Annotated in this window: 12 protein-coding genes and 1 pseudogene; 6 read left to right on the top strand and 7 right to left on the bottom strand. The window is 69.5% G+C overall.

Annotation, left to right across the window (positions count from 1 at the left end; all coding sequences use genetic code 11):
- Positions 1-12: 12 nt before the first annotated feature.
- Complete coding sequence (locus QF206_RS09730) at positions 13-1,503, bottom strand: deoxyguanosinetriphosphate triphosphohydrolase family protein (protein WP_281489021.1); 1,491 nt, start codon at positions 1,501-1,503, stop codon at positions 13-15.
- 232 nt (positions 1,504-1,735) lie between these two features.
- Between QF206_RS09730 and QF206_RS09735 the strand changes: the two genes are divergently transcribed.
- The 5 genes from QF206_RS09735 to QF206_RS09755 are packed head-to-tail and all read left to right on the top strand — an operon-like array spanning position 1,736 to position 6,291.
- On the top strand, positions 1,736-2,308 hold the full coding sequence (locus QF206_RS09735) for a cysteine hydrolase family protein (protein WP_281489022.1): 573 nt from the start codon (positions 1,736-1,738) through the stop codon (positions 2,306-2,308).
- Complete coding sequence (locus QF206_RS09740; protein ID WP_281489023.1) at positions 2,305-3,252, top strand: PfkB family carbohydrate kinase; 948 nt, start codon at positions 2,305-2,307, stop codon at positions 3,250-3,252. The genes QF206_RS09735 and QF206_RS09740 overlap by 4 nt, the downstream gene beginning before the upstream one ends.
- Positions 3,252-4,055 (top strand): nucleoside phosphorylase, encoded by an 804-nt coding sequence (locus QF206_RS09745; RefSeq protein ID WP_281489024.1) that lies wholly within the window; start codon positions 3,252-3,254, stop codon positions 4,053-4,055. The genes QF206_RS09740 and QF206_RS09745 overlap by 1 nt, the downstream gene beginning before the upstream one ends.
- A complete protein-coding gene (locus QF206_RS09750) occupies positions 4,052-4,840 on the top strand; it encodes a sugar isomerase domain-containing protein (RefSeq protein ID WP_281489025.1) in 789 nt (262 codons plus the stop codon). Before QF206_RS09745 ends, QF206_RS09750 begins: the two co-directional genes overlap by 4 nt.
- The gene (locus QF206_RS09755; protein WP_281489026.1) at positions 4,837-6,291 is read left to right on the top strand and encodes an aldehyde dehydrogenase family protein; all 1,455 of its coding nucleotides are present in this window, start codon (positions 4,837-4,839) and stop codon (positions 6,289-6,291) included. Before QF206_RS09750 ends, QF206_RS09755 begins: the two co-directional genes overlap by 4 nt.
- A 63-nt stretch (positions 6,292-6,354) precedes the next feature.
- Here QF206_RS09755 and QF206_RS09760 read toward each other — a convergent pair whose 3' ends face one another.
- The 5 genes from QF206_RS09760 to QF206_RS09780 all read right to left on the bottom strand — a co-directional run bounded on the left by QF206_RS09760 (position 6,355) and on the right by QF206_RS09780 (position 12,517).
- Positions 6,355-7,005, bottom strand: coding sequence for an HAD hydrolase-like protein (locus QF206_RS09760; RefSeq protein WP_281489027.1), 651 nt, complete (start codon positions 7,003-7,005; stop codon positions 6,355-6,357).
- A 62-nt stretch (positions 7,006-7,067) separates the two neighbouring features.
- Positions 7,068-8,330, bottom strand: a complete 1,263-nt coding sequence (locus QF206_RS09765; RefSeq protein WP_281489028.1) for a coiled-coil domain-containing protein — start codon at positions 8,328-8,330, stop codon at positions 7,068-7,070.
- Positions 8,331-8,343: 13 nt separating this feature from the next.
- The gene (gene nucS / locus QF206_RS09770) at positions 8,344-9,039 is read right to left on the bottom strand and encodes an endonuclease NucS (RefSeq protein WP_281489029.1); all 696 of its coding nucleotides are present in this window, start codon (positions 9,037-9,039) and stop codon (positions 8,344-8,346) included.
- Between the two features lie 457 nt (positions 9,040-9,496).
- A complete protein-coding gene (locus QF206_RS09775) occupies positions 9,497-10,789 on the bottom strand; it encodes an MATE family efflux transporter (protein ID WP_281489046.1) in 1,293 nt (430 codons plus the stop codon).
- A 462-nt stretch (positions 10,790-11,251) separates the two neighbouring features.
- Entirely contained in the window at positions 11,252-12,517 is a 1,266-nt protein-coding gene (locus QF206_RS09780) for a uracil-xanthine permease family protein (protein ID WP_281489030.1), read from the bottom strand.
- Positions 12,518-12,831: 314 nt separating this feature from the next.
- On the opposite strand from QF206_RS09780, the gene QF206_RS09785 reads away from it, so the two are divergent.
- Positions 12,832-14,775 carry a M13 family metallopeptidase gene (locus QF206_RS09785; RefSeq protein ID WP_281489031.1) on the top strand — a complete coding sequence of 648 codons (1,944 nt, stop codon included), beginning with the start codon at positions 12,832-12,834 and terminating at the stop codon, positions 14,773-14,775.
- A 209-nt stretch (positions 14,776-14,984) separates the two neighbouring features.
- On the opposite strand, the pseudogene QF206_RS12485 reads toward QF206_RS09785, so the two are convergent.
- Positions 14,985-15,278 (bottom strand): annotated as a pseudogene (locus tag QF206_RS12485) (PIN domain-containing protein); the annotation flags it as partial.
- Between the last annotated feature and the right edge of the window lie 377 nt (positions 15,279-15,655).

Genomic DNA, 15,655 nt, shown 5'->3' on the forward strand with positions numbered 1-15,655 from the left:
CGAGGCTCGAGGCTAGAGGCTCTGGCCGATCTCCCAGAGCCGGTCGGTGCGGCCAGAGATTGCCTCGGCGAGCGCCAGCGCCTGGTTGTCGGTGAGCGACGCCACGTAGTCGAGAACGCCCCGCGCGCAGGCGAGCCGGTCGCGGCTCGGCGTGCCGCTGAGGTCGGCGGTCGCGAGCCGCTCGGCGTCGAGCGCGCGGTAGCCGTCGTGTGCAAGTGCGATGAGATCTCGCAGCCGCCGGGGCGCCCGCTCCCGGTCGTCGGCGTCGTCGAGCCAGGCCATGAGCGAGTTCACCGAGCGCACGAGCACCCGGCCGAGGCCGCGCTGGTAGATCGCGAGGTCCGGGCGGCTGAGCACGAACCGCTTGTGGATGAACTTCAGCACCTCGACCTCGTGCCAGGGCTGCACGTCGAGCGAGACCGGGCCCGAGCGCGACACCGGGCGTGGCACCAACACGACGGCATCCTGCAGCCGTGCGATCCAGCGGGCGGTGAATGAGGCGAGCAGCCGTTCCGATTCGAGCGAGCCGTCGAAGGGCCGCGCGAGCAGCGAGTCGACGAGGTCGGCGCCGACCGCGGCGACGGAGGCGTGGAACGCGTGGTCGTCGGCGATCCACGCGTCGTCTCGGCGCAGCTTGCGCCTCAGGGCCTCAAGACCGGCCCCTGGCGCCTGGGTGTCGGTGAGCTCGCCGGCGCCGGCGCGCGCCCATTCGCTGGTCGCGTCGAGCCAGCCGCGGAACTCGGCCGCGATCGTCGCATGCCCCAGCAGGCCGGCGCGGTGGAAGTCTTCGACATCGTGCACCGAGTAGGCGATGTCGTCGGCGACGTCCATGATGGCGCACTCGACCGATTGCTCGAACGGGCGCAAGCCGCCGTGGTCTGCCCGGGCTGCCTCGAGGTCGGCCGCGTCGATGACATAGGCCGAGTGCTTGCGGATCTCGAGACGATCGCCGTGACGACGGATGCCGCGGCGCGACTCGGCACCGAGTGCTTCGGCATCCGTTGTGCTCGTCCATGGATACTTCGCCACCGCGGTGCGCACCGCCGAAGTGAGGTTCAGCCCGCGCTCGGCCTCGTCGATCACGTCCAGCGCGGTGACGATGCGGTACGTCTGCGCGTTGCCCTCGAAGCCGTCGGCGAGCCCGAGCGTCTCGCGCGCCAGGCGATCGAGCACCGACTCGCCGAGGTGGCCGAAGGGCGGGTGCCCGAGGTCGTGCGCCGCGGCGGCGGCCTGCACCACCACCGGCTCGATCGGCGGCGCATCGGGGAGGTCGGCGGCCTCGAGCTCGCCGCGAAGCCGCACCCCGATCGACCGCGCGACCGCGGTCACCTTGATCGAGTGCGTGAGCCTGTTGTGGATCTGCGCGCCCGCGCCGGGCTGCGAGATCACCTGCGTCACCGCCGAGAGACGCGAGTAGTACGGCGAGAACCGGATGCGCTCGATGTCGACGCGGTAGGGCGACTGGCCGCCGGGCTGTGCTCGCTCGTCATGAAGCCGCGACATCCGGTGACCACTCATCGATGCACTCCTCGGTTCGGCTGCCGTGCGCGGCGGACGGGGCGGCCGCCCGGCCGTGACCGCTCTGCGGATGCGAGCGGTCGTCAATCGGCGGGCGAGTTGCGCAACGGCTGGGTTCAAGGGTAACTTGACCGGACAAGCGGTCAAGTATGACGACGAAGTCCAACGCCACTCCGGCACGCCTGGGCCAGTTCGCCGTCTGAGGGATGGAGCGACCATGACGGAGAACACCGAGCGCGTGCCCACGGCGCTCATCCTCGTCGACGTAATCGCGTCGTTCTTCGAACCCGGCCAGCCCAACGCCTACCCCGAGGCGAACGACGCGCTGCCCGCGATCGCCCAACTGCTCGCCGCAGCGCGCGAACGCGGCACGCTCGTCGTGCACGCGGTGGAACGGCACTACCCGGGCCTCGACGACTTCGAGTTCCGCAAGCTGCCGCGCCATCACGAGATCGGCGACACCGACACGGCCTACGTGCCCGGCTTCGAGCCGCGGTTCGACGCACGCGAGGTCGAAGTGCCCAAGCGACGGTACTCGGGCTTCTACGCGACCGACCTCGACCTGCTTCTTCGCGAGCAGGGGATCCGCCGGGTGGTCATCGCCGGCGTGAAGACGAACGTGTGCATCCGCGCGACCGCGCAAGACGCGTTCGCCGGCGGTTTCGACGTGTGGGTGCCGCGCGAGGCGACCAACTCGAACCGTCCGCACCTGGCCGAGGCGAGCCTCGAAGACATCGAGCGGTACTTCGGCCGCGTGCCGAGCCTGCAACAGGCGCTGGACGCGTTGTGACCCCCACCGACGCGACCCCGCAGCGCGGGCCGCGACTGGCCGCCGTCGGCTATGCGAGCCTCGACTCGCGCCTGGCCGTGGCCGAGTTCGCCGGCGTCGACGCGACTAGCATCGTGACCATCCCCGCCGAGACGCCCGCCGTTGGCGGCGTGGCGCACATCGCGCGGGCGATGGCCGCGACCGGAGCGCCCACGGCGACCGTGAGCTGGGTCGGCGCGGATGCCGGGGGCGATCGCTGGCGCGCCGGCACCCCGTCGTGGCCCGCTCCTCACGACGGCGTCGCGCAGACTGCCGGCCGCACGCCCTCGTCGACCCTCGTCGAGATCGAGTCGGGCGGAGCGATCTGCCTGTTCGACCCGGGCGACTGCCACCCGCAGCGACTCACCGACACGCAGCGCACCGTGCTGCAGGCGAGCGAGTGGGTCGTGCTTACGGTGGCGCCCCGCCGGCTCGCGCTCGACGTGCTCGAGACGCTGCCGGCATCCGCCGGGCTCGCCTGGGCGGTGAAGCGCGACGCCGACGCCTACGACGACAAGCTGATGCGGATGCTGCTGCGCCGAGCGCAGCTCGTGAGCTTCAGCGCGGCCGAACGCGACTTCGTCTCGCTCAACGGAGTCGCCCCCGAGCGTAGCGTGAGCCCCGGCACGCTCGTCGTCGAGACCCGTGGCGCCGCAGGACTGGCGTGGACGCTCACCGGTGCGCAGGGCGCGGCCGAGCGCTCGGGCATCGTCGCGGTCGAGCGGGTGAGCGACATCGACACGACCGGCGCGGGCGACACCTTCGTCGGCACCCTCGCCGCGCGACTCGCGCAGGCCGGTCCGCTCGCCTCGATGGGCGACGAGGCCATCACCGCGCACCTTCGCACCGCCGCCGGTGCCGTTCATAAGCTGCTGACCACTCGGCGCACCGCTGCCGCACACCCCTACGAGAGGAAGACCTCCTGATGCCTGACCACGCGTGGTATCTCCGATGCGGAGCCGATGACGTCGGCGACTCCGCGGTGCTCGTGGGCGATCGCGGCCGAGTGCACCTCGCCGCCGAGCTGCTCGACGATGCCGTCGTGCTCAACGAAGACCGCGGTCTCACCACCGCGACCGGATTCTTCGACGGCGCCCGCATCACAGTGAGCGCCTTCGGCATGGGCGCACCGATCGCGACGGTCGTGCTGCACGAGCTCGCGCAGCTCGGCGTGCGCCGCTTCGTGCGGCTCGGCACGGCGATGACGGTCGGTGACACGGCTTTGGGCGACATCGTGGTCGCGCATGGCGCAGTGCGCGGCGAGTCGACATCGACCACCTATCTGCCTATCGAATACCCAGCGATCGCGGATGCTGGGCTGACGCGCACGCTCGAGAGTGCGGCATCCGCCCATGGCGCGTCGCTGCGCACCGGCATCTTCGCCACGTTCGACGGCTTCTACACCGAGATGTTCGAGACAGGATCTGGCACGACCGGCGTCGCCGAGCGGTACCGTGACCTCGCCCGCACGGGCGTCATCGCTACCGACATGGAAACGAGCGCGCTGTTCGTCGCTGGGCGAGCGCTCGGTGTGCAGGTCGCGTCCATGTGCCTCGCGAGCGTCGCCGGTGCGACGAACGACACGCTCGACCCAGCCGTGCGTCGCGAGGCCGAAACACAGCTGTTGCGCATTGGCCTAGCGGGGCTCGCGGCCGCCGCTCACACTGCCGCCGCCGCGGCACAGACATCCGCGCCAGCCGCGGCGACCGACGAAAGGGAATTCGTATGACCATCGGACAGGACTATCTCTCAGACGTAATGACCAAGCTCGCCCGCGTGCGTGATACGCAGGCCGAAGAGATCGCAGCCGCCGCGAAGATCTGCGCCGACTCCATCGCGGGCGACGGGCTCGTGTTCACCTTTGGCACCGGTCATGGCGGCTTCGCTGCGCTCGAGTCGTTCCCGCGGACGGGCGGCGTCACCGGATTCCGACCGATCGTCGAGTCGTCGATCGCGCTCATGCACCACGTGCTCGGTGACCAGGGCACTGCGCAGTACCGCTTCATGCACACGCAGGAGGGGTACGGCAAGGCGATCCTGCGCTCGCACCAGCTGAAGGACGGCGACTCGATCATCCTCTTCAGCCACTCGGGCATCAACGCGGTGATCCTCGACATGGCGGTCGAGTTCAAAGAGCGAGGGCTCAAGGTGATTGCGGTCACGAGCGTGCCGCACTCGTCGCAGGTGGCGAGCCGGCACTCGAGCGGCAAGCGCCTCTACGAGGTTGCCGACGTCACAGTCGACACCGGCATCCCGCTCGAAGACGCCTCGCAGTTCATCGACGGGCTCGAAGAGCCGGTCGGTCCGACATCGACCTCGATCGCCGTCGCGGTGTCGCACGCGATCAACGCGTCGACCGCGGCCGAGCTTGTCTCGCGCGGCATCACGCCGATGATCATGGTGAACACCAACTCGAACCGCACGAAGTTCGCGCACCAGCAGAACGACCGCAACTATGCGGAGCTGTGGCGCCGCCTGCGCAACCGCGAGTTCTCGGCACCGGTGGTGAAGTGACCGCCCGCGCGCTGTATCTCGACGGCGCGTGGCGCGCCGGCGCCCTCGGCCGCTCGATCGAGGTGCACGACCCGGCCACGGGCGAGCTCGTGGGCACGTCGGCGCTCGCCACCGCCGAAGACGTCGACGTCGCGGTCGGTGCGGCGAAGCGCAGCGGGGCAGCCTGGGCCGCCGCCCCGTCGGGTGAGCGGGCCAGCATCCTGCACCGCGCTGCGGCGCTCGTCCGTGAGCGCGTCGACGCCATCGCCGAGGCGCTCACGCGCGAGCAGGGCAAGCCGCTCGGCGACAGCCGCAAAGAGATCCTCTTCGGCGCGGTCGTGCTCGACTACTACGCCGAGGAGGCGCAGCGGGTCACGGGCAGCATCCGCGCCTCGCAGCGCCCCGACATCCGCTCGATCGTCGAATGGGCTCCGCTCGGCGTGGTCGGGGCGATCGTGCCGTGGAACTACCCGGTCGACCTCTACGCCTGGAAGGTCGCGCCGGCGCTCGCCGCAGGCAACACCGTGATCGTGAAGCCTCCCGTTGAGACGCCACTTGCCGTGGGCCTGTTCGTTGAATGCCTGCACGACGCCGCAGTGCCGGCCGGCGTGCTCGCTGATCTGCCTGGTGGAGCCGACATCGGTGAAGCTCTCACCGCGCACCCGGGTATCGCCATGATTACCGCGACCGCCTCGACCCGCACCGGGCAGGCGATCATGCGTGGCGCGGCGTCGACCCTCAAGCGTGTCTCGCTCGAGCTCGGCGGGCAGAGCCCGTTCATCGTGCTCGACGACGCGGATGTCGACGTCGCCGCGGCGGCCGCCGCGCGGCGCTCGTTCTCGAACGCTGGCCAGATCTGCATCGCCGTGAACCGCATCCTCGTCGCCGAATCGGTCGCCGACGAGTTCGTCGACGCGGTGGCGGCGCACGCACGGGCGATCCGGCTGGGTCACGGCCTCACCCCCGAGGTCACGGGCGGGCCGACCACCACGGCCGCGGTCATCGACGTCGCGCGCAGCCACATCGCCGACGCACTCGACCAGGGCGCGCGTGTCGTCAGCGGCGGTCGCGTGCCGGCCGGCACGGCGTTCGAACGCGGCACGTTCTTCGAGCCGACCGTGCTCGACCGTGTGCCGCGCGGCGCGCGCGTCATGCGCGACGAGACGTTCGGGCCGGTCGTCGCGGTACACCGGATGCCGGCCGATACCGACGTGGCCTCGGTCGCGGCGCTCGCGAACGACACCCATGCCGGGCTGGCCGCCTATGTATACGGCCGCGACCTCGACCGAGCCTGGGCAGTGGCTGAGCGGATCGAGGCCGGCGGTGTGGGCGTCAACGTGAACGACGTCACCGAGCTGCACGCGCCGTTCGGCGGCTGGAAGATGTCGGGTTTTGGGCGCGAGCTCGGACCGGAGGGTCTCCAGGGCTTCATGCAGCAGCGCCACATCCGCATCGCGCGCGCATACACCTAAGTAGGCCAGGGATGCCGTGCGCTTCATGCCTCAACAGGTGGTGTGTCGAGGCCAACGAGCGGCTCAGTTGAAGAGCAGGTGCGCCAGGTCGGTCGGCGTCTTCGCGACGGCGATCGCGTCGCCGCGCTCCTCTTCGAATCCGTAACCCCAATCGACGATGATCGTCGGGATGCCGTGGGCCGCGGCTCCTTCGATGTCGTAGATGCGGTCGCCCACCATGATGGGGCGACTCGTGTCGTGGCCCATCGACTCCAGCCGGCGAAGCGCCTCCTCCACCACGTCGGCCTTGGCGCTTCGCACCTCGTCGGCCGAGGCGCCGGTGATCACGGTGAAGTACTGTGCCAGGTTGAAGTGCTCGAGCATCAGCGTCGCCGGGATCTCGGGCTTGCTCGTCGCGAGCGAGACCGGCACGTTCCGCCGGTGGATGTCACGGATGAGTGCAGGCATCCCAGCGAAGAGCGCGGAGTCGTACGCGCCGACATCGAGGTACTTCTCGCGGTAGATCTCGAGCGCGCGATCGGCCTCGGCCGGGGTCAGACCCGCGCGGTCCCTGAAGGAGTCCATGATCGGAGGGCCCACCCAGTGCAGCATCTCTTCGCGGCTCGGCACCGGGAGCCCCATCTGCTCGAGGGTCCAGCCCAGCGTGTCGATGATTCCGGGGGCTGAGTCGGTGATGGTCCCGTCGAGGTCCAGCAGGATGCAGGTGTACTTCATGGCGAGACAAGCCTAGGTGCCTGGCGGAGCGGCGAACGCGCGCCGAACCGCGAGGGCGACGGTCAGCCGCGCCGCTGCATGACGTCGTAGCGGGCGAGCGCGTCGGCATCCATCGCCCGGCTGCGAGCTCGCCGAGCCTCGTCGAGGGCAGCCACCGGGTCGGACTCGGCCTCGGAGAGCGCGAGATGGCGCTCGCTCTCGGCAAGACGCGTGCGCGCCGCGGCGCCGATGACGCGGCGGTTGGCGGAGATGAAATCGGATGCCGCTTGCAGCTCGCTGCGCGCCTGGCGTCGAGCTCCGTCGAGCGCCGCCCGGGCCTGTTCGAGGCGCTGCTGCGCGCTTCGGGCTGCACCGAGCGCGGCGTCGAGCGAGTCTGCGGCCGCCTGCACACGACCGAGCGACTCGCGGGAGTCCGCGGAGGCGTTGCTCTGAGCAGCGGTGGTCGCGTCGTCGAGTCGGGTGATCGCGGCATTGATGCGGTCGCGCTGCGCTGCCTCTTCGTGCGCGTCGCGCAGCTTCGCCGCTTCAGCCCGCAACCCTGCGGCGTGGCGCAGTGCATCGTCGAGGCTGCGGCGCGTCTCCGCCCGCCCGAGTCGAGCTCGCGCGACGGTCTCCAGGTGTGCGGTTGCTCGCGCCAATGCACGCTCGCTCTCGCGTAGCGCAGGGCCCGCCGGACGAGTGACCACCGCCTCGGCGATGGCACCGGCGGCCGAGTCGGCAGCCGCCACGGCGCCGTCAAGCTCGCGTGTCGCGGCAGACAGCACGGCGCGGTCGTCCTGGCTGAGCTCGCCGGGCGCCCTTTCGCGCTCGGCGGCGAGGCGCGATCGCGCCTGCTCGATCGCGCGCCGCACGTGCGAGAGCTCGCCGGCTGCATCGACTTCGCGCTGCCGCCGGGCCTCGAAGTCCTTCGTCTCGGCACTCAGGCGTTCTGTCGCGGTGGTCGACAGCGCCGCGATGCGGGTCGCCCATTCGCGGCGCTCCCGAGGCGTGTCGGGCACCTCATCGTCGAGCAGTTGCTGCAGCCGGAACGCCTCGCGAGCCGCCTCCTTGGCCTGCGCGACCGCCACGCGAAAGCGTTCGATCGCCGGCGCGCCGAACTGGGCGAAGGCGAAGGCGAGCTCGTCCTCCGCCTCGCGGATCGCATCGTCGAGCTGCACGAGGGCACTGCCGGCGCGAAGCTCGAGTGCGCGGCTTCCCGTCTGGTCGTCGATGTGGCGGCGCTTCGCCCGGCGCGCCACGAGCACGATGCCGAGCAGCATCCCGCCCGCCGCCACGATCCCCACGACGATCGCCGCTGTCAGCAGGGCGGTCGTGATGGCTTCCATGGCAGAGTCCGGGTCAGAAGAGTCGTGAGTGGCTGTCGTCGAGCCCGCGCAAGGCGTCGTAGTCGAGCGTGACGCAGCGGATGCCGCGGTCGATCGCGAGCGTGCGCGCTTGAGGCTTGATCTCTTGCGCGGCGAACACTCCCTGCACCGGTGCGAGCAGGGGGTCGCGGTTCATCAGTTCCAGGTAGCGGGTGAGCTGCTCTACGCCGTCGATGTCGCCGCGACGCTTGATCTCGACGGCGACGCTGGCGCCCTGGTGGTCGCGCGCCAGAATGTCGACGGGTCCGATCGCCGTCATGTACTCGCGGCGCACGAGCGAGTAGCCATCCCCGAGCACATCGATCTGCTCTGCGAGGAGCTTCTGCAAGTGCGCCTCGACGCCGTCCTTCTGCAGGCCTGGGTCCACTCCGAGCTCATGCTCGGAGTCGTGCAGCACCTCATGGATGCTGAGCAGCAGCACGTCGCCGGTCTTCGACTGCGAGACGCGCCAGATCTCTGCGACTCCGGCGTCGACCTGGTCGGCATCCGGTTCGACGACGCTCATCGTGCAGGGCGGGCTCATCCAGTTGAGCGGCTTGTAGCTGCCGCCGTCGCTGTGCACGAGCACGCTGCCGTCGCTCTTGAGCATGAGCAACCTGGTTGCGAGCGGCAGATGAGCGCTCAGGCGTCCCGCGTAATCCACAGAACACCGAGCAACCACGAGACGCACCCCACGAGTGTATTCGAGCCCGCTGGCCAGAACCACGCGCAGGCTTGCCCCGGCCTGGTGCGGGGCCTGCTGGTGCCAGAGCCCGCGACATCCTGCACCTGCCTGGGCGTGGCGCAGCATCCGCGACCCCTGCTCCCACGCCGCCCGCGATGCGCGGCCCCCGCCTGACCCGCGACCCCTGGACCTGGCGCTCTGTGCCCGCGGGGCCTTCCCCTTCTCGCGAGGGTTTGCCGCACCCGCGAGGGTTGCAACCCGCGCACGCGCAGCAAACCCTCGCGAGAACACAGACGTCGACCGGGGGGCCTGGCGCAGCAAACCCTCGCGAGAACTCAGACGTCGACCGGGGCCTGGCGCAGCAAACCCTCGCGAGAACTCAGACGTCGACCGGGGCCTGGTGCACCAAACCCTCGCGAGAACTCCCCGCCGGGACGGCCGCGAGCCCGCGCGACCGGCTGCGTCAGCGCGCGCCGACCACCATCCAGCGGTCACTGCGAGAGCGGATGCCGAGCGTCAGCGCCCGCGCGCCGATGTAGCCGAAGCCGAAGGCCGCCCAGAGCCAGAGCAGCGCGGCCAGGCCCTCGGGCCGCAGCACCTCGAGCGCGACCAGCACCGGTGCGTACATCGCGACGTTCACGAGCCCGGTGATGGCGAGGTAGCGGGCATCCCCGGCACCGATGAGCACCCCGTCGAGCACGAACACATACCCTGCGAGTGGCAGACCGGCCGCCATGAGCAGCACCACCGGAGCGAGCCAGGCGCCCACCCGCGGGTCACTTGTGAACACCGGCGCGAGCACCGGGCTCAAGGCTGCGACCAACAGCGCGAGCGCGCCGCCGCCGAGCAGTCCCATGCGCACCAGGCGCCGTGTGACTTCTCGCGCTCGCTCCGCTTCGCCGGCTCCGAGTGCATGGCCGATGAGCGCCTGGCCCGCGATGGCCAGCGCGTCGAGCGCGAAGGCCATGGTCGAGAAGATGGTCAGCGCGACCTGCATGGTGGCGAGCGTGGCGACCCCGAACGACGTCGCCACCACGACGGTCGCGACCATCGCCGCCCGCAGCGACGCCGTGCGCAGCAGCAGCCACCCGCCCGAGCGCAGCGCTCCCCCGACGCCGACGAGCCCTGGGCGCAACGATGCGCCCTCCGCGCGCGCTCCTCCCACCGCGATCACGATGTACACGGCGGCCATTCCCCATTGCGCCACAACCGTGCCGGCGGCCGAACCAGCGATGCCCCATCCGAAGCCGTAGATGAACACGGCGTTGAGGCCGGCATTCGCGGCGAATCCGACCGTGGCGACCACCAGCGGGGTTCGCGTGTTCTGCAGCCCCCGCAGCAGCCCGGTCGCGGCGATCACCAGCAGCATCGCCGGAAGCCCCCAGAGCGAGACGCCGAGGTAGACGGCGGCGGACTCGGAGACCGCCCCGTCGGCTCCGAAGGCCGCGACGAGCGGGGCGATCGTGAGTGCCCCCAGTCCGATGAGCACGACGCCGATGAAGAGCGCCAGCCACATGCCGTCGATGCCGGCGCTGATCGCCCCTGCCCGGTCGCCCGCACCGAGCCGGCGGGCGACTGTCGGCGTCGTGGCATACGCGAGGAACACGAGCAGCCCGACCGCGGTCTGCAGGATCGCGCCCGCGATGCCGAGGCCCGCGAGCGGCTCAGCGCCGAGGTGGCCCACCATCGCGGTGTCGGTCAGCAGGAACAGCGGCTCGGCGATCAGCGCCCCGAGCGCGGGCACGGCCAACCGCATGATGTCACGGTCGAGGCGGCGCACCCCTCGAGCCTAGGACGACGGATGCCGTCGGCTGGCGCGCCGCGGAGGCCGCGTGCCGTCGGCCGGTGCGCCAGCCGACGTGCGCGCCACTTGGTCGCTTCCGCGCCACGTTGAGGTGGTGCGGACTCCACTAGGTGGCGCGCGAAGGGCGAGAGGGTGCCGCGGAGAAGCGCTGGTGAGGCGGCGGATGCCGTCGGCTGGTGCGCCGCGGAGGTCGCGTGCCGTCGGCCGGTGCGTCGCGACGTGCGCGCCGGTTGGTTGCTTCCGCGCCACGTAGAAGTGGCGCGGACCCCACTAGGTGGCGCAAAAACGGTGGCAGCGCGGAAACGGCGGCGGCGCGCGAGCCCCACTGAGCGGGGCGGCGAACGCCGCAGGGCGACGGATGCCGAAGGTGTGGCTCCCGGCATCCGTCACGCGCTCCGCCTCACGCCCTTCGCATCACGCGGTGCCGCGCCACCGCCCGAGGCCGTTCATGAGGTGGTACACGACGAGCGTCGCGACGGTGCCGAGCACGATGCCCGAGAAGGTCACAGAGCCGGCGTTCATGGTGAAGTCGGCGATCGCCACGATGAGGCCCACACCGGCGGCGAGCTGGTTCTTCGGGTTGGCGAAGTCGACCTTGTTCTCGACCCAGATGCGCACACCGATGATGCCGATCAGACCGTACAGCGCCGTGGTGATGCCGCCGAGCACTCCCTGCGGAATCGTGAAGATGAGCGCGCCGATCTTGGGCGAGAGCCCGAGCAAGATGGCGGTGATTCCGGCCACCCAGTACGCGGCGGTCGAGTAGACGCGCGTCGCTGCCATGACGCCGATGTTCTCGCCGTACGTGGTGGTGGGCGAGCCGCCCCCGACTCCGGCGAGCACGGTCGCCACACCGTCGGCGAGCAGCGCGCGCCCCGTGAGCGGGTCGAGGTCGCGCTGGGTGAGCTGCCCGACTCCCTTCACGTGGCCGACGTTCTCGGCGATCAGTGCGAGCACCACAGGCAGGAACATCAGGTACAGGGGCAGGAAGCTCACATCGAAGACCGGTGTGGTGAACTCGGGCAGGCCGACCCACGCGGCCTCGGCCACCGGGGTGAAGTCGATCTCGCCCATGGCGACGGCCACGAGGTAGCCGACCGCGACGCCGATCACGATCGAGAGTCGGCCGATCATGCCGCGGAACAGCACCGCGACCAGCACTACGGCGAGCAGCGTGATCGAGGCGATGAGCGGCGAGGCCTCGAAGTTCTGCTTGGCGGCGGGCGCCAGGTTGAACCCGATGAGCGCCACGATGGTGCCGGCCACGACCGGGGGCATCAGCGCGTTGATCCAGCCGGTGCCCGAGAGGTGCACCACGAGGCCGACGATCGCGAGGAGCGCGCCGACGACGATGACGCCGCCCAGCGCCGCACCCCGTCCTTCCGCCGCGACAGCAGCGGTGATGGGCGCGATGAACGCGAACGACGAACCGAGGTAGCTCGGCAGGCGGTTGGCCGTGATGATCAGGAACAGCAGCGTTCCGATGCCCGAGAACAGCAGCGTCGTGCTCGGCGGGAATCCGGTGATCAGCGGTACGAGGAAGGTCGCGCCGAACATCGCGACCACGTGCTGCGCGCCGAAGCCGATGGTGCGCGGCCAGCTGAGCCGCTCTTCGGGGTTGACGACTTCAGAGGATGCGACGGCCTTGCCGTCTCCGTGAAGCTTCCAGGGCAGGGCCATAGGGGGATTCCTTGGTCGTGAAGTGATGAACAGAGTGCTTGAACAGGAGGCAATCGGATGCCGAGGGCAACAGTGCGTGACGATTGCTCGCCTGAGAGTACTGGAGCGCAAGGGAGCAACCCCGGCGCGGCTCGCACGCCGAGCGGCATCTTTTCTCGCGAGGCGTTGCTCCTGGCGCCGAGACGGCGCTGAGCGCTGGCGCCGCGGCGGTCCCTGGCGCCAAGACGGCGCCCAGCGCTAGCCGGCGCAGCTAAGGCCAGAAATCGCCTTCACCCCCAGCGCAGGCGCGCCAGCGCGCTGGCTAGGGTGGGGGAATGACGCAGCCATCCGGTATCGCCCTCGACGAGCTCGACCCGGCCGTTCGGCCGCAAGACGATCTGTTCCGGCATGTGAACGGCCGATGGATCGATCGCACCGAGATCCCCTCCGACAAGGCGCGGTACGGCTCGTTCACGCTCCTGGCGGAAGCGTCGGAGCAGGCGGTGCGCGACATCATCATCGAGGCGCAGTCGGCCGAGCCCGGTACTGAGGCGCGCAAGGTGGGCGATCTGTTCGCCAGCTTCATGGATGAGGAGCGCATCGAACAGCTCGGCGTGGCGCCGATCACGGGGCTGCTCGAAGAGATCGACACCATTGACTCGTCGACGCGGCTCCTCGAGGTCGTCGCCAGGCTCGAGAGGCAGGGCGCCTCCGGCTTCTTCCAGCTCTTCGTCGACAACGACCCGGGCGACCCCGAGCGCTACCTCGTCTTCATCGAGCAGGGCGGCCTCGGGCTGCCCGACGAGTCGTACTACCGCGAGGAGAAGTTCAGCGGCATCCGCACCCAGTACACGGCGTTCGTCGAACGGATGCTGTCGCTCGCCGGCCTCGATGACGCCGGCGTTCGTGCCGCCCGGGTCACGGAGCTCGAGACCGCGCTCGCCTCGCACCACTGGGACAACGTGCGCTCGCGCGACAGTCGCGCCACCTACAACCTGACCGCATGGCGCGATCTGCCAGACCTGTTCGGGGGGTGGCTCGCCGCGCTGGACGCTCCGGCCGGCACCTTCGACGAGGTGGTGCTGCGGCAGCCGAGCTTCAGCGAGGGACTCGCGGGCCTCGTCGCAGACGCCGAGCGGCTCGACGCTTGGCGCGACTGGGCACGGTGGCAGGTCGTGCGCTCGTTCGCTCCCTATCTGCCGAAGCGCTTCGTCGACGAGAACTTCGATTTCTACGGCAAGACGCTCACAGGCACGCCTGAGATCCGGGCGCGCTGGAAGCGCGGTGTCTCGCTGGTCGAGGGCGCACTCGGCGAAGCCGTTGGCCGCATCTACGTCGATCGGCACTTCAGGCCCGAGGCCAAGCACGCCATGGACGAGTTGGTGGCCAACCTCGTCGAGGCCTATCGACAGAGCATCACCGGGCTCGACTGGATGACCGACGAGACCCGCGTCCGCGCCCTCGAGAAGCTCGGCAAGTTCACGCCGAAGATCGGGTACCCGGTCAAGTGGCGTGACTACTCCGCACTGCCGATCGACGAGGGCGATCTCGTCGGCAATGTGCGTGCGGCCGGCGAGTTCGAGTTCCAGCGCGAGCTCGCGAAGATCGGCCGGCCCATCGACCGCGACGAGTGGTTCATGACCCCGCAGACCGTGAATGCCTACTACAACCCCGGGTTCAACGAAATCGTGTTCCCCGCGGCGATCCTGCAGTACCCCTTCTTCGACGACTCGCGCGACGCCGCCGCGAACTACGGCGCGATCGGCGCGGTCATCGGTCACGAGATCGGCCACGGCTTCGACGATCAGGGGTCGCGGTTCGACGGGGACGGGCGACTCATCGACTGGTGGACGGACGCCGATCGGCAGGCCTTCGAGCAGCGCACCGGTTCGCTCATCGAGCAGTACAACGCCCTCGTTCCGAAGCAGCTCGACGGGCACAACGTGAACGGCGAGCTCACCATCGGCGAGAACATCGGAGACCTGGGGGGCCTCTCGATCGCGTGGAAGGCCTACCTGCTGTCCCTCGACGGCGCTGAGCCGCCGGTGGTCGATGGGCTCACTGGCGCGCAGCGCTTCTTCTTGTCGTGGGCGCAGGCCTGGCAGCTCAAGGTGCGCGACGAGGAGGCGATCCGGCTCCTCGCGATCGACCCGCACTCGCCGGCCGAGTTCCGCTGCAATCAGATCGTGCGGAACATCGACGCGTTCTATGACGCGTTCGACGTGCGCGAGAGCGATGAGCTGTGGCTCGATGAGGCGCAGCGCGTCAGCATCTGGTGAGCCGAGCCTCTGGTGCCTTCGACACCGGCACATCCCGCAACTGTCGTGGCGAGGCTCAGCGGTGATCGGCGCACCAGTGCCTCGCGACTGAACGGTTTAGTCCTCGTCTTGCGGACACTTATGACATGCGTGCGGTATGATATTGGCATAACCACCCGGATGCTTCGGCTACCGGGCGCGGCCCCCGAGAAATCGGGGGCCTGCTTCGTTCACGGCCAAGACGGCGGTTTATTGATGGTCCGTCCCTGGCTGTCTCGAATCTGTTGTGCGAACTGGAAAGCGGAGAGCGTTCCGCGACGGATCTGTCGCACGGTTTCGAGGCCTGCTCTCTCGAACGCTTTGTTGTACCGCGCGTGGGCCACGGATACCAGCGCAAGGGCCTTCCCGCGGGAGCTCAATAGTTCCAGGGGTGGAACCAGATCAGAGTCATTCGTAACTACCGCGAACGAGTCGGCACGATCTTCCAACGCGTCAACGATGAGATGAGATGCGAGGGCGACGTCGCTGCCTTTTTCCTCCGGTCGCTTGACTCAAACTGTGAGTACGCGCCCATCCTCGCCGACTTCTTGAGGGTGGACCGGCAGGTGTTGCTTCACGAAGTTGAACTTGCCCTCGATGATTTCGACGTTCGTTGTTCGGAGCGCTCGCCAATAGACCTGTTGCCGTTGGCCAATGCCGGGATCATTAGTTAGTGGTTTAAGCGCGGCGGTGAAGAACTTGACTCCCACCACTTCGCGATGGGGAAAGAGCCGACACGCGAGCGCTTCAAGGTCAAGCCACTTGAACTCAGGAAACTCGCGTTGTGAATCGCCCCGGGTTTAGTGGAGGGCGAGTTCTCCCAGAGCCGACTGGTTCTGGGAGTTGATCTCACGGTAGTAGC

The sequence above is a fragment of the Ruicaihuangia caeni genome (assembly GCF_029952955.1).
Classification (GTDB): domain Bacteria; phylum Actinomycetota; class Actinomycetes; order Actinomycetales; family Microbacteriaceae; genus Ruicaihuangia; species Ruicaihuangia caeni.

Bases quoted from the DNA above. Each gene is read 5' to 3' on its own strand.
- QF206_RS09730 (WP_281489021.1), bottom strand. From the start codon at position 1,503: ATGTCGCGGCTTCATGACGAGCGAGCACAGCCCGGCGGCCAGTCGCCC.
- QF206_RS09735 (WP_281489022.1), top strand. From the start codon at position 1,736: ATGACGGAGAACACCGAGCGCGTGCCCACGGCGCTCATCCTCGTCGAC.
- QF206_RS09745 (WP_281489024.1), top strand. From the start codon at position 3,252: ATGCCTGACCACGCGTGGTATCTCCGATGCGGAGCCGATGACGTCGGC.
- QF206_RS09750 (WP_281489025.1), top strand. From the start codon at position 4,052: ATGACCATCGGACAGGACTATCTCTCAGACGTAATGACCAAGCTCGCC.
- QF206_RS09760 (WP_281489027.1), bottom strand. From the start codon at position 7,005: ATGAAGTACACCTGCATCCTGCTGGACCTCGACGGGACCATCACCGAC.
- QF206_RS09765 (WP_281489028.1), bottom strand. From the start codon at position 8,330: ATGGAAGCCATCACGACCGCCCTGCTGACAGCGGCGATCGTCGTGGGG.
- QF206_RS09775 (WP_281489046.1), bottom strand. From the start codon at position 10,789: ATGCGGTTGGCCGTGCCCGCGCTCGGGGCGCTGATCGCCGAGCCGCTG.
- QF206_RS09780 (WP_281489030.1), bottom strand. From the start codon at position 12,517: ATGGCCCTGCCCTGGAAGCTTCACGGAGACGGCAAGGCCGTCGCATCC.
- QF206_RS09785 (WP_281489031.1), top strand. From the start codon at position 12,832: ATGACGCAGCCATCCGGTATCGCCCTCGACGAGCTCGACCCGGCCGTT.